The organism is Methylobacterium sp. J-076, from assembly GCF_022829405.1.
GTDB lineage: Bacteria > Pseudomonadota > Alphaproteobacteria > Rhizobiales > Beijerinckiaceae > Methylobacterium.
The window spans coordinates 1-19,139 of sequence record NZ_JAKSXW010000114.1 but is presented as its reverse complement, the minus strand read 5'-3'; the positions used below and the strand labels follow the sequence as shown (position 1 = coordinate 19,139).

The 19,139-nt window shown below is 71.8% G+C and carries 12 protein-coding genes and 1 pseudogene; 5 read left to right on the top strand and 8 right to left on the bottom strand.

Translation table 11 applies throughout. The features are described from left to right. Positions 1 to 3 precede the first annotated feature (3 nt). Both MKK53_RS10120 and pepN read right to left on the bottom strand, forming a co-directional pair. Entirely contained in the window at positions 4 to 2,349 is a 2,346-nt protein-coding gene (locus tag MKK53_RS10120) for a PAS domain-containing sensor histidine kinase (protein WP_243928569.1), read from the bottom strand. Between the two features lie 178 nt (positions 2,350 to 2,527). Next, complete coding sequence (gene pepN, locus MKK53_RS10115) at positions 2,528 to 5,137, bottom strand: aminopeptidase N (protein WP_243928568.1); 2,610 nt, start codon at positions 5,135 to 5,137, stop codon at positions 2,528 to 2,530. Positions 5,138 to 5,299: 162 nt separating this feature from the next. Between pepN and MKK53_RS10110 the strand changes: the two genes are divergently transcribed. Next, positions 5,300 to 8,614 (top strand): DEAD/DEAH box helicase, encoded by a 3,315-nt coding sequence (locus tag MKK53_RS10110; protein ID WP_243928567.1) that lies wholly within the window; start codon positions 5,300 to 5,302, stop codon positions 8,612 to 8,614. Between the two features lie 168 nt (positions 8,615 to 8,782). Here the strand turns inward: MKK53_RS10110 and MKK53_RS10105 are convergent, their stop codons facing one another. The 5 genes from MKK53_RS10105 to MKK53_RS10085 form a co-directional block, all read right to left on the bottom strand. Then, a complete protein-coding gene (locus tag MKK53_RS10105; protein ID WP_243928566.1) occupies positions 8,783 to 9,031 on the bottom strand; it encodes a PilZ domain-containing protein in 249 nt (82 codons plus the stop codon). A gap of 87 nt (positions 9,032 to 9,118) precedes the next feature. Beyond that, positions 9,119 to 10,384 carry a hybrid sensor histidine kinase/response regulator gene (locus MKK53_RS10100; protein ID WP_243928603.1) on the bottom strand — a complete coding sequence of 422 codons (1,266 nt, stop codon included), beginning with the start codon at positions 10,382 to 10,384 and terminating at the stop codon, positions 9,119 to 9,121. Between the two features lie 98 nt (positions 10,385 to 10,482). After that, the gene (locus tag MKK53_RS10095; protein WP_279598939.1) at positions 10,483 to 11,634 is read right to left on the bottom strand and encodes an FIST N-terminal domain-containing protein; all 1,152 of its coding nucleotides are present in this window, start codon (positions 11,632 to 11,634) and stop codon (positions 10,483 to 10,485) included. A gap of 151 nt (positions 11,635 to 11,785) precedes the next feature. Next, positions 11,786 to 12,757: a PQQ-dependent catabolism-associated beta-propeller protein gene (locus tag MKK53_RS10090; protein ID WP_243928602.1), complete on the bottom strand. Its 972-nt coding sequence runs from the start codon at positions 12,755 to 12,757 to the stop codon at positions 11,786 to 11,788. A gap of 97 nt (positions 12,758 to 12,854) precedes the next feature. Then, complete coding sequence (locus MKK53_RS10085) at positions 12,855 to 14,102, bottom strand: ABC transporter substrate-binding protein (RefSeq protein ID WP_243928564.1); 1,248 nt, start codon at positions 14,100 to 14,102, stop codon at positions 12,855 to 12,857. A 219-nt stretch (positions 14,103 to 14,321) separates the two neighbouring features. Here MKK53_RS10085 and pedF point away from each other — a divergent pair, with 219 nt between their 5' ends. The 4 genes from pedF to MKK53_RS10065 all read left to right on the top strand — a co-directional run bounded on the left by pedF (position 14,322) and on the right by MKK53_RS10065 (position 18,629). Continuing rightward, positions 14,322 to 14,747 (top strand): cytochrome c-550 PedF, encoded by a 426-nt coding sequence (pedF, locus tag MKK53_RS10080; RefSeq protein WP_243928563.1) that lies wholly within the window; start codon positions 14,322 to 14,324, stop codon positions 14,745 to 14,747. Positions 14,748 to 14,757: 10 nt separating this feature from the next. Then, positions 14,758 to 15,618 (top strand): substrate-binding periplasmic protein, encoded by an 861-nt coding sequence (locus tag MKK53_RS10075; RefSeq protein ID WP_243928562.1) that lies wholly within the window; start codon positions 14,758 to 14,760, stop codon positions 15,616 to 15,618. Between the two features lie 310 nt (positions 15,619 to 15,928). Further along, positions 15,929 to 17,734 carry a PQQ-dependent methanol/ethanol family dehydrogenase gene (locus MKK53_RS10070; RefSeq protein ID WP_243928561.1) on the top strand — a complete coding sequence of 602 codons (1,806 nt, stop codon included), beginning with the start codon at positions 15,929 to 15,931 and terminating at the stop codon, positions 17,732 to 17,734. A 235-nt stretch (positions 17,735 to 17,969) separates the two neighbouring features. Next, complete coding sequence (locus tag MKK53_RS10065) at positions 17,970 to 18,629, top strand: response regulator (protein ID WP_243928601.1); 660 nt, start codon at positions 17,970 to 17,972, stop codon at positions 18,627 to 18,629. 276 nt (positions 18,630 to 18,905) lie between these two features. Here the strand turns inward: MKK53_RS10065 and MKK53_RS10060 are convergent. Continuing rightward, positions 18,906 to 19,139, bottom strand: a pseudogene (locus tag MKK53_RS10060) (porin); the annotation flags it as partial.

Below are 19,139 nucleotides of genomic sequence, written 5' to 3'. Positions count from 1 at the left end.
CGCTCAGGCCGCGCTGCGCCGGGGGCCGACCTTGGCCGGAACCGGCACGGGCCGGAGGGACGCCGCGTGCCTGTCGGCGGCCTCGGCGATCTTCTCGAGGCGCTGCCGCGTCGGGCCCGGGAGCCGCAGCAGGACGATCGTCCCGACATTCTCCTCGGAGCGGATCCGGAGGGCGCCCCCATGCAGCTCCGCGGTGGAGCGCGCGATGGCGAGGCCGAGGCCGGAGCCCTTGTGCCGGCTGGTGATCTGCGTCTCGACCTTGGTGAAGGGCTGGCCGAGGCGGGGCAGGGCGGCCCGCGGGATGCCCATGCCGCTGTCGGCCACGAACACGTGGACGTGCTCGCCCGCCCGGCGGACGCGCACCTCGACCCGCCCCCCGGCCTCGGTGAACTTGACCGCGTTCTCCAGGATGCCGAGCAGGATCCGGTGGATGCCCCGCACGTCGGCCAGAAGATCGACGCCCGGGCGGACATCCACGTGGATGCGCACATCCTTGCGGGCGGCCTCGGCCGAGACGGCCTCGATGGCGTCGTCCACCGCCTTGTCGGCGGGCAGGGCGCGGGGCTGGAGGCGGACGCGCCGGGCCTCCAGGCGGGCCATGTCGAGGATGTCGTCGATCATCGTGAGGAGATGGCCGCCGCTCAGGCGGATGTCGCGGGCGTACTCGCCGTAGCGGGGCGTACCGATGGGCCCGAGGACCTCGTTCTCCATCACGTCGGCGAAGCCGATGATCGCGTTGAGGGGCGTGCGCAGCTCGTGGCTCATGTTGGCCAGGAACTCGGATTTCGACTGGTTGGCCGACTCGGCCACCGCCTTCTGGTCCAGGTAGCGCTCGGCCAGGTCGGCGAGCTGCTGGGTCTGCACTTCGAGGGTCCGGCGGGACCGCTTGAGGTCGGTGACGGTCTCGATCAGCTCCCGCTCGGAGGCGACGAGCTGCTCCTGCTGGCGCTTGAGGCTGGTGATGTCCGTGCCCACCGAGACGTAGCCGCCGTCCCGGGTCCGGCGCTCGCTGATCTGGAGCCATCGCCCGTCGGCGAGCTCCGCCTCGAAGGTCCGGGCGGTGGCCATCCCGATCTCCGGTGTCTCCCGGCGGATCTGGGGGAGGGCGCCGCGGCTCATGATGTCGATGTAGCGGCGGCCGGGCTGCGCATCCTCCGCGCTGAGGGCGTGGAGGTGCCGGAACTTGGAATTGCACAGGACGAGGCGATTGCCCTGGTCCCAGAGCACGAAGGCCTCGGAGATCGCCTCGACCGCGTCGCGCAGGCGCATGTCCGCCGCGGCGTTGGTCTCCTCCAGGGCGCGCTGCTGGCTGATGTCGACGGCGATGCCGACGAGATGGCGCCCGCCGTCGAACCCGTCGGCCACCACCTCGGCCCGGGCGCGCAGCCAGACATAGGCCCCGTCCGCCCCGCGCACGCGGAAGGCGTGGTCCACGTGGGTCTGGTTGGCGGCCACCGCCCGGGCGAGGCTGTAGAGGTCGCCGTCGTCGGGGTGGACGAGGGCGTTGACCGTGCCGAAGGCGAGGTAAGGCTGCTCCCGGCGGTATCCGAGGAGCGTGTACATCGAATCGGACCAGTAGATCCGGCCGCGGGCGATGTCCCAATCCCACAGGCCGCAATCGCTGCGCCGGAGCGCGGTCTCCAGCCGGAGGCGGATCTGCTCACAGGCCCTGTCCGCGAGGGTCGCCTGCCGGGTCTGCAGGCCGTAGGCGACCCCGACCCCGACGATGACGAGGATCGCGGCGCCGACCAGCACGATCTGGTCGCGGGTCCGCGCGCCCCAGCCGACCATCAGCGGATCGACGGGCTGCATCACGGCGACCTGTCCGCCGCCGGGGAGGTGGTGCACCGCCGCCAGCACCCGCTCGCCGCCGGGCAGGTCGAGGAGGACCGCGCCCGCCCGCTCGCCCAGGGCCGAGAGGGGTTCGCTCGGGCCGAGGATGTCCGGAAGGGTGGCGATCTCCGCCGGCAGGGGCGGATGCGCCTGCGCGATCCGCGCGTCGGCGGAGAGGACGAGGAGGCGCCGGCCGAGGTGGCGGCCGTCCTCCGGGAGAAGGGCGTGCAGGTCGATCCGGCCGCCTTCCGTCGCGCGCAGGGCGTGCGCGGCGAGCCGGGCGAAGCTTTCGACCTCGGCCTCGGCCCCGGCGATGATTTCCGCCCGCTGGCCGCGGATATGGATAGCGGCCAGGGCGACGAGGCAGGCCAGGAAGATCGACAGCGCGCCGGGCACGGCATAGCGCAACCAGCGCTCCGCCCTCTGCAAACGCGGGTCCCGGCTGCGGACGGGCCAAACCGCCGACAGAGTCGAGTCCGCACGCGCGGAGAGGGAAGCGGAAACCGCCTCCGGCATGGCCGAACCTCACCCCTCGGAGAATCGATCCGGCCGGGGCGCGGGCGCCCTGCGAATCTCGGTGAATACAATCACCCGCGAAGGGTGCTTGTCCACCGATTTTTTACCATTCCGCCTTGACGGATTGCGTGCCGATCGGGCGTTCGGAGAATCACTTTTCCGCAAGGAAAACAACTCGTTAGCCGTCTTTCATCGTCCGGCTCAGGATGTCTGCGACGTCCCTGGACAAACCGGGAACGGCCTTGATCCGGTTGAGCATTTCGGCGGCTGCGACACGCCGGTTTTTTTCGAGCCTGCGCCACGATCCGAAGGCCGTCAGCAGCCGTGCCGCCACCTGCGGATTCGCCGCGTCGAGGGTCTTCACGGTCTCCGCGACGAGGGCGAATCCCGCCCCGTCCGCCCGGGCGAACTGGGTGGGGTTGGCCATGCTGAAGCTGCCGATCAGCGCCCGCACCCGGTTCGGGTTGGTCATGGCGAAGGCCGGGTGGGCCTTCAGGGCCTCGATCCGCGCCAGGGTGCCGGGCTCGGCGATGGTGGCCTGGATGGCGAACCACTTGTCGAGGACCAGGGGCTCATGGGCGTAGCGCCGGCCGAAGGCCGCGAGGGCGGCCTCGCGGGCCTCCCCCGGGATCTGCGCGATGGTGGCGAGGGCGGCCAGACGGTCGGTCATGTTGCCGGCCTCGTCCAGGCGCCGGACGGCCAGCGCCGCGCCCGCCCCGGGGTCGCCGGCGGCGATCAGGTCGAGGGCGACGTTGCGCAGGGCGCGCCGGCCGGCGGAGGCCGCATCGGGGCTGTAGGCGGCGCTCACTTGGGGGGCGAGGGCGGCCTCGATCCGCTCGAACCGCGGACGCAGGGTCCGGCCGAGATGCGCCCTCAGGGCATGCCGCGCCCGGTGGATCGCGTCGGGATCGACATCCGCGGGGAGCGCGTCGGCGGCCTCCCCCTCGGTCGGCAGGGCCAGGACCAGGGCGGCGAAGGCCGGGTCGGCCAGCGCCTCCCCGTCGAGGAAGGTGCCGAGTGCCTCCGCGAAGGCCCCCGCCCGGGCGGGATCGGGGTCGAGGATCAGCCGCAGCGCCACGTCCTGCGCCGCCTGCCAGCGGTTGAAGGGATCGCTGTCGTGGGCGAGGAGGCGCAGCCGCTGCGCGTCGGACAGGGCGAGGTCCAGGCGCACCGGGGCCGAGAAGTCGCGCAGCAGCGAGGGCACCGGCTCCTCGGTGACGTTCTCGAAGACGACGCTCGCCTCCGCCCGGTCGAGGACGAACACGCCGTCCGTCACCCCCGCGCAGGCCACCCCGGCGAGGGGGCCGGCGGCGCCGACGAGGCCGAGGGCCACGGGGATGACGAGGGGCGGCCCCTCCACCGGTAGGGTCTGGGCGAGGCGCAGGGTGTAGCGCGACGCCGCGGCATCGTAGGCGCCCGTGGCCGACAGCCGGGGCGTGCCGGGGCGCTCGTACCACCGGGCGAAGGCCGAGAGGTCGCGGCCGGTCACGGCCTCGAAGGCGGCGAGGAAGTCCTCGACCGTGGCCGCCCGGCCGTCATTGTCGGCGAAGTAGCGGTCCATGCCGGCCCGGAAGGCGGCCCCGCCGACCAGGGTGCGCAGCATCCGCACGATCTCGGCGCCCTTGTCGTAGACCGTCGCCGTGTAGAAGTTGTTGATCTCCGCATAGGCCGTGGGCCGCACCGGGTGGCGCAGGGGTCCGGCATCCTCGGGGAACTGGCGGGCGCGCAGGGAGCGCACCTCGCCGATCCGGTGGACCGGGCGGGAGCGCATGTCGGAGGAGAATTCCTGGTCCCGGAAGACCGTCAGGCCCTCCTTCAGGCACAGCTGGAACCAATCCCGGCACGTGACGCGGTTGCCCGACCAATTGTGGAAATACTCGTGGGCGATGATCGCCTCGATGGCGGCGTAGTCCGCGTCGGTCGCCGTCTCGGGGACGGCGAGCACGTACTTGTCGTTGAAGATGTTGAGGCCCTTGTTCTCCATCGCCCCCATGTTGAAGGCGGAGACGGCGACGACGTTGAACACGTCGAGGTCGTAGGCCCGGCCGAAGGCGCGCTCGTCCCATTCCATCGAGCGGATCACCGCGTCGAGGGCGTAGCCGGCCCGGTCCTCCTTGCCGGGTTCGACGTAGACCGCGCAGGTCACGGCGCGCCCCTCCACCGTGCGGAACGGCGCCTCGACCTTGCCGAGGCGTCCGCCGACGATGGCGAAGAGGTAGGCGGGCTTCGGGTGCGGGTCGTGCCAGACGGCGTAGTGGCGGTCCTCGCCGACCGGGCCGGATTCGACTGGGTTGCCGTTGCCGAGCAGGACCGGCGCCTCGTCCCGGCGCGCCTCGATCCGGGTGGTGTAGACCGCCATCACGTCGGGCCGGTCGAGGAAGTAGGTGATGCGGCGGAAGCCGTCCGCCTCGCACTGCGTGCAGTAGACCCCCTCCGTCCGGTAGAGGCCCATCAGGCGGGTGTTGGCGGTGGGATCGACCTCGGTCACCACGCGCAGGACGAAGGGCCGCCGGGGCGGCCGGTGAAGGGTGAGGCCCGAGGGGCCGACGGCCATGTCCCCGGCCGGGACCGGCACCCCGTCGAGGTCGAGCGCGACGAGGGTGAGGTCGTCGCCGTCGAGGTGGAGCGGCGCCCCGTCCTCCCCGGCGGGATTTGGCCGCAGGGCGAGCGCCGCGGTGATCCGGGTGGCGTGCGGATCGAGCCGGATGTCGAGGTCGACACGGTCGATCAGGAAGGCGCTCGGCCGGTAATTCTCCAGGCGGACCAGCGGCGGCGTCTCAGTTCGCATGCGGGATCTCCGGGCACGGCTCTGCCCCGTTCTGGCCCCTCGGGGCGCCCGGCGCAACGCGGGGGACGGCCCGTTGCCAGCTGTGGATCACGGGGATCGACCGGGGACCCGGGAGGCCCTTGCCGCGTTTGCCGCCTCACAGGGTGCGAGTGCGGATCGGGCATGGCCAATTCACGGGTACGGCGTAAGGCGGCGGAGCGCGGTCCGGAGGACGTTCCGCTCGTCCCCACCGGGGCGCTCGCGGTCGCCCTCATCGGCCTGACGGCGGAGGCCGCGCCGGTGGTCCACGTCGCCCGCGACGGGCGGCGGCTCGATGAGCTCGCCGCGACCCTGCGCCTCCTCCAGCCCGACCTCGCGGTCGGCATCTTCCCCGAATGGGATTGCCTGCCCTTCGACCATGCCTCCCCGTCGCGGGCGACGATGGGCGCTCGCACCGCCCTCCTGCGCTGGCTCACCGACGCCGGGGCCCGGCCGGCCATCGTCCTCACCACCGGCCCGGCCCTCGCCCAGCGGGTGCCGCCGCCCGGCACCTGGGGCGGGGCGCGGGTCGCCTTCGCGGTGGGCGACACGATCGACGTCGCGGCCGTCACCCGCGAACTGCAGCGCCTCGGCTACGTCCTCGACGAGCGGGTGGACGAGCCGGGCGAGGTCGCCGTCCGCGGGCGGACGCTGGAGGTGTTCCCCGCCGCCGCGCCGCGGCCCTGCCGGGTGGAGCACGAGAACGGGCGCGTCACCGCTATCCGCTCCTACGATCCGGTGTCGCAGCGCTCCGTCGCCGACACCCCCGCCCTGCTCGTGGATCCGGCGACGGAGATCCTGCTGACGCCGGGCTCCGAGGAGCGGCTCGTGCCGTTCACCGGCCAGGAGCACGGCCTGCCGCGCTACTACAAGACCCTCGCGACCCTGCTCGACTACGTGCCCGACGCCCGCCTCGTGGTGGAGGAGGGGGCCGACAGCCGCCTGACCGCGTTCTTCGAGCAGGTCGAGGAGGGGCGGGAGGCCGCCCTGGGCGAGCGCCGCAGCCCCGGCCGCCGCAACGGCAAGGCCACGGACGGCCTCTACCTGTCGCCGGAGGAATGGCGGGCCCTCGCCGAGGCCCGCGCGCTGACCGGTGCCACTGAGACCGCCGCCGAGGAGGCCGCGATCCCGGTCTTCGCCCGGGATTCCCGTCCCGGCACGGCCCTTGTGAAGTTCGTCCGCGAGCGGCTGAAGGCGGGCGAGCGGATCGTCCTCGCCGGCCCGAAATCGCCCCTGCGCCGTCTCGTCCGCCGGGCCTCCGACGCGGCCGGCCGGCCGATCCGGCTCATCGACGCCTGGAGCGAGGCGGTCGAGGCGGAGCCCGGTGCGATCCTCGCCTTCGAGGCGCCCCTGGCGGCGGGCTTCCGCACGGACGGCATCGCCGTGATCGCGGCGGCCGACCTGCTCGGGCCGTCCGCCGCCCCGGTGGGCACCGCGGGGCCGGTCCTGCCGATGGGCGACATCGAGTTGCGGCCCGGCGACGTGGCGGTCGACCGCGACCGGGGCCTGTGCGTCTTCGAGGGGCTGGAAACCCTGGCCGGCGCCGATGCGGCCGGGAGCGACGCCGCCGAGGCCCTGCGCCTGCGCTTCGCCGACGACGCCGTGCTGATGGTGCCGGTGGATCAGGCGGAGCGGATCTGGCGCTACGGCTCCGAGCCTGAGGCGGTGACCCTCGACAAGCTCGACGGTCACACCTGGGCGCGGCGGCGCCTCGAGGCGGAGGCCACCCTCGCCCGCACCGCCCGCACCCTGCTGGAGGCGGCCAAGGCGCGCCGGGAGGCCGGCGCCGCCACCCTCGTCCCCCCCGCCCGGGACCTCGAACGGTTCGCCGCCGGCTTCGGCTTCTCGCCGACTCCGGACCAAGCCCAGGCGGTGGAGGCGGTGCTGGCCGACCTCGCCTCGGGCCAGCCCATGGACCGGCTGGTCTGCGGCGATGTCGGCTTCGGCAAGACGGAGGTGGCCCTGCGCGCCCTGGCGGCGGCGGTCTTCGCCGGCAAGCAGGCGGTGCTGATCGCCCCGACCACGGTGCTGGCCCGCCAGCACGCCGCGACGCTGGAGCGCCGCTTCGCCCGGTTCGGCATCGCCGTCGGCCACCTCTCCCGGCTGGTGTCGCCGGCCGAGGCGAAGCGGGTGAAGCAGGGCCTCGCGGACGGCACGATCCGCCTCGCCGTCGGCACCCATGCCCTCGCCGGCAAGGGCGTGGCCTACGCCGATCTCGGCCTCACGATCATCGACGAGGAGCAGCGGTTCGGCGCCAAGATGAAGGCGGACCTGCGCCGCCTCGCGGCGGGGGGCCACGTCCTCACCCTCACGGCGACGCCGATCCCCCGCACCCTGCAATCGGCCCTGGTCGGGCTCCAGAGCCTCAGCGTGCTGGCGACCCCGCCGGCCCTGCGCCAGCCGGTGCGGACCGTCGTCACCGCCTTCGACGACGACACGGTGCGGGAGGCCCTGGTGCGCGAGCACCGCAGGGGCGGCCAGAGCTTCGTGGTCTGCCCGCGGATCGAGGATATCGGCCCCCTGCGGGACCGGCTGGCGAAGCTGGTGCCGGACCTCGACATCGCCGTGGCCCACGGCGCGCTGAAGGCCTCCGAGATGGACGAGGCGATGGTCCGCTTCGCCGACGGCGCCGGCGACGTGCTGCTCGCCACCGCCATCATCGAGAGCGGCCTCGACGTGCCCCGGGCCAACACGATGCTGGTGTGGGACGCCGCCCGCTTCGGGCTGGCGCAGCTGCACCAGCTCCGCGGACGGGTCGGCCGGGGCCAGCGCCGGGGCGTGGTCTACCTCCTGAGCGACCCCGCCGCACCGCCGAGCCCCGCCGCCGAGCAGCGCCTGCGCGCCCTGGAGGCCATGGACCGGCTCGGTGCGGGCTTCGCCATCAGCGCCCGCGACCTCGACCTGCGCGGGGCAGGGGACCTCGTGGGGGAGGATCAGGCGGGGCACGCCAAGCTCGTCGGGCTCGGCCTCTACCGGCACCTGCTCGAGTTGGCGTTGATGCAGGCCAAGGGCCAGCCGGCCGAGGATTGGACGCCGGAGATCGCCCTCGGGCTCGCCGCGACGATCCCGTCCGCCTACGTGCCGGAGCCGGAGATCCGCCTGGACCTCTACACGAGGGTGCTCCGCCTGCGCGAGGCGGAGGCCATCGAGGCCCTGGCCGCCGAGGTGGAGGACCGCTTCGGGACTCCCCCCGGCTCGGTCGCCGCCCTGTTCACCCTCGGCCGCCTCCGGGCCGCCTGCCGGCAGCTCGGCATCGCCCGGCTCAGCGGCGGTCCGCAGGGGATCGCCGCCGATTTCCGGCCGGGCTGCCGTCCGGGGCCGATGCCCGCGGCAGACGATCTGGTGCTGAAGGAGAACCGCATCGTCCTGCGGCGCCCGACCGGCGACGCGGCCGCCCGCGCCGACCTCGCCGCCGACCTGCTCGAGCGTGTGCGGGAGGCCCGGGAACGGGGGCGCTGAGAGCACAGGCGGAAGTCCGCCCGGGCGGGGAGGGTGGCGCGCTCACGCCATCCTCTCCGTCATCGCGAGCGCAGCGAGGCGACCCAGGGATGCGGGCCGCCTCAGGATGGGGCGCGCTGGCGTTTCCCATCATCCGCGCCGGCGGCGCAGGACGATAATGGCAGGGGCTCACGCCGCCATCATCTGCGCGCCGATCTCCTCGCCCTTTCGCCACATCGTGCGGCAGACGAAGAAGGTCGTCGCCTGCGCGATCTCCAGGAGGAAGGTCTCCGGGATCAGCTCGGCCTCCGGCAGGGTGACGCGCACGCCGCCCTCCGACCGGTCGTAGACGAGGCAGGACAGCGAGCGGTGTTCATCGAGGCAGATCCGCCCCGGGACGTCGAGACGGGTACGGGATGCAGCGCGGCGTTCGTTCATTGCGAGCCTCGGCGGAGGACCGCACCATCCCACACAGCCCTGGAGGTCGCGTAAGGCGATTCGTTCAAATTGGATGGATCGCCCCCCTCACGCGAGGAGGTGGGCCAGGAGCGCGCGCAGCTGGGCCGGCTTGACCGGTTTCAGCATCAGCTCGGCCTCGGCCCCGGCCACCCTGCGCCCGACATCGGCGCTGTAATCCGCGGTGGCGACGATCACCGGGGTGATCCAGCCGCAGGCCTGACGGAGGTAATCCACCACGTCGAGGCCGCAGGCCCCGTCGGAGAGGTGGTAATCGATGATCATCACGTCCGGCCGCCGCATCCCGGCGCGCAGGGCGTCCACCACGCCGGACAGGGCGCGGTGGCTCTCGACCTCCGCATCCCACCCTCGCAGCAGCCGCTCCAGGGCATCGGCCGTCGAGACGTCGTTCTCGATGACCAGCACCCGCGCGCCCGTGAGCGTCGTGGCGACCGGCACCGGATGGGCCGGCGCATCGGGGGCGGACCCCGCGAGCGGGATCCCCACGCTCATCCGCGTGCCGCGCCCGACCCGGGAATGGAGCTGCACCGGATGCCCGAGCGCGCAGGCCATGCGCTGGACGATGGAGAGGCCGAGGCCCAGCCCCGGCCCGCCCGCATCCTCCCCCTCGCCGGTGCCGCGGAAGAATTCATCGAAGACGAGGGCGCGCTCCTCCTCCGGGATGCCCCGGCCGGTATCGACCACGTCCACCCGGCACAGGCCACCCCGGCGGCGCAGGCCGATCAGCACCCCGCCGGCTTCGGTATAGCGCACGGCGTTGGAGACGAGGTTCTGCAGGATCCGCTGCAGGAGCACGAGGTCGGTGGCGACCACCACGTCGCAGGTGCGGGTGACGAGGCGGAGGCCCTTGCGCTCGGCGAAGGGCCGGAAGCTCGCCTCGATATGCGCGACGAGGTCGGCGAGCCGCACCGGCTTGATCACCGGCAGCACCACGCCGGCATCGAGCTTGGAGATGTCGATCAGCGCCTTGATCAGGTCCTCGATGGTCTGCAACCCGCGCTCCACCTGCCCGGCGACGGCCTGCGCCTCGGGGCCCGGCGCGAGGTCGGCGAGCGCCGAGAGGGAGAGCCGGGCGGCGTTGAGGGGCTGGAGCAGGTCGTGGCTCGCCGCGGCGAGGAAGCGGGTCTTCGAGCGGTTGGCGGTCTCGGCCTCGTCCTTCGCCGCCTGGAGCGCCGCGTTCGAGCCTTCCAGGCTCTGCATCAGGGAGGTCAGCTCCTCCGTGCGGGAGCGGACGCGGCCTTCCAGCATGATCGCCGTCTGGAACAGGGCGTAGGCGCCCCCCTGCTGGTCCATGGTCCGCTCGACATGGGCCATCAGCGCGGCGTTGATGCGCTCGAGCTTGACGACCCGGCGGGCGAGATCCTCGGGCGCAGCGGGCTCCCCGTCCGCCGCCGGCACGCCCCACGCCGCGGTCACGCCGGGTGGTTCCGGCCGATGGCGATGCCCGTGAAGGTCTGGTTCAGGTGCATGGAGCGGTACTGCTCGCCGTAGGTCTCGAACCCGACCACGCCGTAGCGGCCGTAGAGGTCCGAGATGCGGTGGCGGACCTGCCGGCTCTCGGCATCGAGCCGGCGCAGCACGCAGTCGAACCCGATCACGAGGTCGAGCCCGCCCAGCGTCTCGTCGAGGCCCGACAGCTCCGCCCGGGTCGCCTCCACGATGTCGTGCGGCTCGGCCAGCGTCAGCACCGCGCCCTCGCTGATCGCGCAGAAGAAGGTCAGCGACCCGTCCGCCTCCATCCGGCTGATCGAGCGGCAGTAGTATTCGCCGCCCACCTTCACCGCGAGGGGATAGGCGGCAAAGCTCATCGGCGTCAGGCGCTCGGGGTCGAGCCCCACCGCCTTGGCGTATTCCAGCGCCGCCGGCTCGGCGTTCAGCTCGTGGACGCGGCGGTTGTCCTCCGAGGCGGCGGTGACGACGAACTTGTGCTGGGTCGGGGCGAAGTTGTCGCTCTTGAAGATGCGGATCGGGAAATCCGTCTCCACCAGGATCAGCACCGCGGCGTTGGTGTGGATCGCCCCGTCATGGATCAGGACGGTTCCCGCGAAGGCGAGGTCGTCCCCCGCCGAGCCGCCCACGAGGGGGATGCCGTCGAGCGCCCAGGCGACGGCGGAGACCACCGTCTCCTCGGCATTGCTCAGGGCGTCGATCAGGGAGAGGGCGAATTGGCTGCCGGATACGGGGTCCGGCCGGATCAGGTCGAGGTTGCGGCGCAGGCTGCGGACGGCGCTGGCGGTGCGGCCGACATCCAGCCGATCGATGTGCGTGAGCACGTCGCTGACGATGCGGAAGCCCCGGCGGGGGAAGGCGATGGCCACGAGGCCCCGGTCGATGGCGCCGGCGGGGCTGATCCCGCCGGAGGAGCTGCATCCGAGCAGCGTCACGCCGGGGAAATGCGCCGCCACCGCCGCCACGAGCTCCCGCGGATCGTAGGCCGGGGAGAAGAAGACGAGCAGGTGGCCGATCGGCGCGCGGTCGAGGAGCGACGCGACGGAGGCCACGGCCTCCCTCACGTCGGACGCCTCGGTCCAGGCCGACTGGATCCCGCACAGATGCGAACGCATCCGCGCCCCATCGATCACGGCGTCACTCCCGCTCGGAGCTGCTCTGACATGGCGGCCCTCGTCGCCAGAACTATAAGTCGTGGCGGGCAAATCTTGCAAACGGCCCCGAAGACCCCGGAGAGGGGGAGGGCGCGCGTCGCAGGCGTCGGCCCTACTTCCCCGCCGCATCGCCCGCCTGGGGCCGGATCGCCGCCCCCCAGGGGAAGCGGCCGACCTTCACGGTCCGTATCGCCTTCAGGGCCGGCACGTCGATCACCGTCACGTCCCCGGAGACGCCGTTGGTGGTGACGAGGCGGTCCTGCTCCGGCGTGAGCGCCGTGTGCCAAACCCGCCGCCCCACGAGGATATAGGCGGTCACCTGGAAGGACTTGGTGTCGATCACCGCCACCCGGTCGGAGGGGCCGAGGGCCACGAAGGCGAGGCGCCCGTCATCGGTGAGGCTGATCCCCACCGGCTGGATCCGGTCCGCGGCGACGCCCTTGATCTCGAAGCGGATCGTCCGCGCCACCTTGCGGGTCGCCACGTCGATCACCGCGACGCTGCCGCCGATCTCCGAGGATACCCACAGGGTCTTGCCGTCCCTGGCGAATTCCGCGTGGCGCGGGCGCTGGTCCACCGGGGTCGCGTCGATGGCCTTGAGCGTGGCGACGTCGATCCAGTGGACCATGTTCGTGGTCTCGGAGGTGGTCACGGCGACCCTGCCGTCCGGGCTCACGGCCACGCCCTCGGGCTCGATCCCGACGTCGATCTGCGCCTTCACGCTCTTGGTGTCGACATCGACGACGGTGGTGGTGGCGTTGTTCTCGTTGGCGATGAACAGGGTGCGCCCGTCCGGGGAGAGGGCGAACTGCTCCGGGTCCTCGCCCGAGGGCAGGTCGGTGAGGAGCCTGCCGCTGTCGGGGTCGATCACCTGCACGGAATCGGAATCGCTGGCGCAGACGAACAGGCGCTTTCCGTCCTTCGAGAACACCACCCCGCGGGGGCGCCGGCCCACGGGGAAGGTGCGCGTCACCGCGTAGGTCCCCGAATCGATCACCGAGACCGTGTTGTCGCGCTCGTTGGTCACGAAGATCTCGGCGGCCCGGGCGGGGGCGGCATGGAGAAGGAGGGCCACCGCCGTCATTGCGAGCGGAGCGAAGCAATCCCGGCGCGCGACGGCCTGACACGTCCCTCTGCCCTGGGTCGCCTCGCTGCGCCCGCGATGACGCTGTCCGATCATGTCATCCTCCGAAGGCCTTGCAGGCGCTCTCGGGCCGGTCGAGGCCGAGGGTGTCCATGTCGGTGGAGCGGTGCAGGAACCCCTCGACCGGCGCGGTGCCGACCACCGCACCGGGCCAGAGCAGATAGAGGGGCTGGCGCAGCTGCCCGTTCCAGGCGCGGAAGCTCAGGGCCCGGCCCTTGAAGCCGCCGACCTCGAAGGTGGGGTCGAGCATCAGCGCCGCGATGGCCGCCGGATCGCCCGACTTGAGCTTCACCGCCGCCTCGCCGACCGCGTGGACGGCCATCCAGCCCGCCCAGTCCACCGGGTCCATGGTCCGCCCGGCGAGCTTCCTGAAGCGCTGCTGCAGCTGGGCCGCCGCCCAGGCCTCCACCGCCCGGCCCCAGGCGGCGGGGCTCAGGCCCTGCGTCCCCACCACGGGCCGCGGCGCCTCGGTGTTGTAGACGAGGTTGGTGCCGAACTCGCCGGCCTCGTCGGCCACCGCCACCACGTCGTGCTCCGGCCCCCGGGTCGCCAGGGCGAATTCCCGCAGCGCGCTGTCCCGCAGGTCCGCGCCGCGGGCGTCGAACTTCGTCTCGGCGACGATCCGCGCCCCGAACTTCCGCGCGCTCCGGCGCAGGGACTCGGCATAGAGGCCATCCCCCGCCTCCGGGCCCGACACGAGGAGGATCCGCGTCCAGCGCTTGAAGACGAGGAGCTGGACCAGGGCGTCGGTCAGCATCGCCCGCGAGGGGATGACGTGCAGCACGCGCTTCCGGCACTCGCCGTCGCGCAGGGCGGTGTCGGTGGCGCCGATGTTGAGGAACACCACGTCCTTCGCCTCGGGGGCGTCGGCTAGGGCCAGCAGGTCGGCGGCGGGGGCATTCACCACCACGAACCGGGGGTTGCCGGTCCGGGCGAGCAGGTCGGAGAAGGCCGCGCGGATATCCGCCCCCGGCTCGACCACCGCGCTCTGGAGAGCGAAGGACAGGCCGACGAACCGGCCCGTCGCGTTGGAATCGCGCAGGCCGAGTTCCGCGCCCCTCAGCCCCTCGTCGGCCGGGACCGGGTCCTCGTTGTTGACGGGGTTCGGCCGGGCGATCCGCCGTTCGAGATAGGCCACGCCGACCGGATCGCCCGCCCGCGCCGGTCCTGCCACGAACCCCGCCACGAGCCCCGCGCCGGACAGGATCAGGCAGGCCGCGAGGCGTCCCGCGCCTCGCCCCGCGCGCCGCATGCCCCGGCCATCTCCCTCGGTCGCCACCCGCATCCGGCTGGTCTCGTTTCCACCCGTCGATCGTTCTTGCCCCCGGCATAGAGGGCGCATTCGCGGCGGGGAATAGGACCAAGGTGCGGCCCGGAGACAGTCTCGGGGGACCGTACCAAAGCACAATGGGTGAGTCCCGGCGAGCTTGATAGCTTCCGATTCAAACAAGCCGCCGAACGGGACGGCGGATGTAGGCCGATGGCCGCGAGGGAGGAAATCGGGATGTCCAGAAGGCTTGCGCTTGCAGGCAGCGTCCTCGCTGCGCTCGTCGTGTCGAGCGGCGCCGTCTTCGGCCACGGGGACGTGCAGCCCCAGCCCGTGAACACCGACGGCCTGCCGTCCCTCGGCGAGACCTGGCGCGACGAGAACCCCTATCGCGACAACGCGACGGCCGTGAAGATCGGCTCCTCGGCCTACAACCAGAACTGCGCCCGCTGCCACGGCCTCCAGGTCATCTCCGGCGGCATCGCCCCCGATCTCCGCTACCTGGAGAAGGGCAAGGAGGGCGACGAGTGGTTCAAGGAGCGCGTGACCCACGGGGCGATCATCGACGGCATGACCAAGATGCCGGTCTTCGCGGGCGTGATCTCCCAGGAGGGGCTGTGGGCGATCCGCAGCTACATCGAATCCCAGCACGTCGACAACTGAGCGCGCCGCGATGACCCCCGCGTTCCCCCGGCGCTCCCTGCTGGCGGCGGCCTCCCTGCTGCTGGCGGCGGCCCCCGCCCTGTCCCGCCCCCTCGACGCGGTGCGCGCGGACGGGACCCTGCGGGTGGCGCTCTACGACGACAACGCCCCGTTCTCCGCCCTGAAGGACGGCAAGCCCGCCGGGATCGAGGTGGACATCGCGCAGGCCCTGGCCGAGGCCCTCAAGCTGAAGCTCGACCTGCGGCTCATCGATGCCGGGGAGAACTCGGACGGCGACCTGCGCCTCGCCCTGTGGCGGGGCGACCTCGCCAACTCCGCCCTGTCGGACGTGATGCTGCACGTCCCCTCCGACCGGATGTTCGCCCAGCGCAACGAGCAGGTCTTCACCACCCGGCCCTATCTCCAGCAGCGCCTCGCCCTGGCGTGGCGCCGGGGCGTGACGGAGGATTTCGAGACGCTCGGCGACATCGGCCAGACGCCCATCGACGTCGAGGGCAACAGCGCCTCGGACGCCATGCTACTCACCGCCAACGGCGGCAGCCTCCGCCCCAACCTCAAGCACTTCAAGAGCTTCGACGAGGCGGCGAAGGCGTTCCTGGCCGGCGACGCGCCGATCCTGGCCGGCACCCGCTCGGAGATCGAGGGGGCCCTGGCCACGGCGAAGACGCCGCGCGACACGGTCGGCATCACGCAGGTCAAGATGGCCGGGCCGATCAAGACCTCCTGGGAACTCTGCGGCGCGGTGAAGAGCGACTCGCGCGACCTCGGCTACGCCGTGGGGGACACGATGACGGCGATGATCGACAACGGCACCATGAAGGACATCTTCGCCAAGCACGGCGTGAGCTACGAGCCGCCGACCGGATACTGATCGCCCATCCCATCGCCGCGGGCAGGGCGAAGCAATCCCGAGATACGTCGCCCCCGGGCCGATGTCTCTCCGCCCTGGATCGCCTCGCCTCGCCCGCGATGACGGGCCGCGAATACAATGATCGATCCGGCAAGACTGTGCATCGCAGCGAGATCATCGCCACATCTGCACCCGGATAGACATTCTCAGATTAGACTTATGGCCAATAACTCGGCCGCGCGATTCCGCCTAGCCTGAGGATCGCGTCAAGGCCGCGCCGCCAACAAGGGGTCCGAACCCCATCGGCCGTCGAACACCCGGAGGAGATGTCATGAGAATGCGCACGCAATTTCTCGCGGCGGTGGGGATCGCCGCCCTCGCCGCCGGCGCGGCGAGCCTGTCCGCCTCGGCCAAGGAGCCGGAGAAGGCCGCCGCGGCCCCGGGCGGCGGCGTGACCGAGCAGGACATCATCAACGACGCCAAGACCCCCGGCGACGTCGTCACCTACGGCCTCGGCCCGCAGGGCCAGCGCTACAGCCCGCTGAAGGCCATCGACAAGGAGAGCGTGAAGACGCTGGTCCCGGCGTGGTCGTTCTCGTTCGGCGGCGAGAAGCAGCGCGGCCAGGAGAGCCAGGCGCTGGTCAAGGACGGCGTGATCTACGTCACCGGGTCCTATTCGCGGATATACGCCATCGATTCGCACACCGGCGAGAAGAAGTGGGAATACGACGCCCGCCTGCCGGAGGGCATCCTGCCCTGCTGTGACGTGGTGAACCGCGGCGCCGCCCTCTACAAGGACAACATCTACTTCGGCACCCTCGATGCCAAGCTGGTGGCGCTCAACACCAAGACCGGCAAGGTGGTGTGGCGCAAGGAGATCGACGACTTCAAGTCCGGCTACAGCTACACCGCCGCGCCGATGATCGTGAAGGGCAAGATCATCACCGGCGTGTCCGGCGGCGAGTTCGGCGTGATCGGCCGGATCGAGGCCCGCGACGCGGAGACCGGCGAGGTCGTGTGGAAGCGCCCGGTCATCGAAGGCCATATGGGCGAGCTGAACGGCAAGCCCTCGACCATGACCGGCAAGGTCAACGAATCCTGGCCCGGCGACATGTGGAAGTTCGGCGGCGGTGCCACCTGGCTCGGCGGCACCTACGATCCCGAGTTGAACCTGGTCTACGTCGGCACCGGCAACCCCGGCCCGTGGAACTCCTGGCTGCGCCCGGGCGACAACAAGTGGTCGGCCTCGCGCCTCGCGATCAACCCCGAGAACGGCGAGATCGTGTGGGGCTTCCAGACCACGCCGCACGACGGCTGGGACTTCGACGGCGTGAACGAGTTCGTGCCCTTCGACATGCAGAAGGACGGCAAGACCATCAAGGCCGGCGGCACCGCCGACCGCAACGGGTTCTTCTACGTCCTCGACCGCACCAACGGGAAGTTCATCTCGGCCACGCCGTTCGTGAACAAGATCAACTGGGCGAGCGGTATCGATAAGGACGGCCGCCCGATCTACATCCCCGAGAACCGTCCCGGCGATCCGAGCCAGGCCACCGGCGACGACAAGAAGGGCAAGTCCGTCTTCGCGGTCCCGAGCTTCCTCGGCGGCAAGAACTGGATGCCGATCGGCTACAACCCCGACACCAAGCTGTTCTACGTGCCCTCCAACGAGTGGGGCATGGACATCTGGAACGAGCCGGTGAACTACAAGAAGGGCGCGGCCTATCTCGGCGCCGGCTTCACCATCAAGCCGGTCTTCGACGACCATATCGGCTCGCTCAAGGCCATCGACCCCGCCTCCGGCAAGACGGTGTGGGAGTACAAGAACAAGGCGCCGCTCTGGGCGGGCGTGCTCAGCACCGCGGGCGGCCTCGTCTTCACCGGCACCCCCGAAGGCTTCCTGAAGGCGTTCGACGCCAAGTCCGGCGAGGAACTGTGGAAGTTCCAGGTCGGCACCGGCGTCGTGTCCTCCCCGATCACCTGGGAGCAGGATGGCGAGCAGTGGGTCGGCGTCACCGCCGGCTGGGGCGGCGCGGTGCCGCTCTGGGGCGGCGAGGTCGCCAAGTCCACCGCCGGCATCAACCAGGGCGGCAGCTTCTGGGCGTTCAAGCTGCCGAAGAAGGTCGCGTCGCGCTAAGACGGCGCTCCGGCGGGACCGCTCCCCGGTCCCGTCCGACTGCCCCGGCCGGCCACCAGAGCCGGCCGGGGCCACAAGCGGCGACGGATCCCCCCTCCTTACCGGCCAGACGGCGACGATGACCGCGACGACGCCCCTGCCGGACGCCCCGACGCCGGAGACTTCTGCCCGCGCGGCGACCGGCGCTATGATCCTCGCCCCCGGGGGCGGCGGGGCGGAGACGGGGGTGGCCGGGATGCAGTTGCTGATAGTGGACGATCATCCCCTGTTCCGGGAGGCGCTGGCGAGCGCCATCACCCTCGCCTTCCCCGACGCCGTGCTCCACGAGGCGGACGGCATCCGCACCGCCTGCGAGGTGCTGGGCCGCGAGGCGGGGATCGACCTGACCCTCCTCGACCTCTCGATGCAGGGCGTGGCCGGCTTCGACGGCCTCGTGACCATCCGCGCCCGCTTCCCGCGGGTGCCGGTGCTGATCGTGTCGGGCCTCGAGGACCCGCGCATCATGCGCGAGGCGGTCCAGCGGGGCGCGTCCGGCTTCGTGCCCAAGGCGGTGGACAAGGCGACCCTCACCCGGGCCATCTCCGAGGTGATGAACGGCGCCCTGTTCACCCCGCCCGACCTCGCCGGAGCGCCGGAGCCGGCGCCGAGCCGCAAATCGCCCCTGGCCGAGCGGATCGCCCGCCTGACGCCGCAGCAGATGCGCGTGCTGATGATGATCCGCCAGGGCAAGCTCAACAAGCAGATCGCCCACGAATTGCAGGTGGGCGATTCGACCGTGAAGGCCCACGTGTCGGAGATCCTGCGCAAGCTCGAAGTGATCAGCCGGACGCAGATCGTGATCGAGACGGCTTACCTCGACTTCGACAAGGGCCATGCCGGCTTCCCGGCGGCCTGACGGGGTGGCCGGCGGACGCGGCCGCCGACGCGGCCTCGGGGCGCAGGCGCGTTGAGCGGCGGGGGCCGCCTCACGGACAAAAAAGGCGCCTCCCGGGATCACAGGATCACGGGAGACGCCCCAGTCGGTCTCTGAGCTCGGAGAACGGAGCGGACGTCACGGCCGCCGGCCCTCCGCTCGGGTGATCCCTGCCGTCCGAAGACCGCGAGGATCACCCAAGTCCGTCGCCGCACCGCCAGCCTCCGGGGAGGGCGGCGGTGCGGCCCTCGTTCGGGACTAGAAGTCGCGCTGGACGCGGAAGCGGGCCTGGAAGACGTCGGTGCTGGAGACCGTCTTCACCGGGTTGCCGGCATTCACGTAGGCCGCCGAGTAGTTGAACTTCTGGGTGTCGAGCACCCGGCCGTTCTGGACACCGTACTGGGCGTACATGCCCTCGACACCGATATCGAGGTCCTTCACCGGCGACCAGATCAGGTTCGCGCCGGCATAGAGCATGTAGGTGTCGCGCAG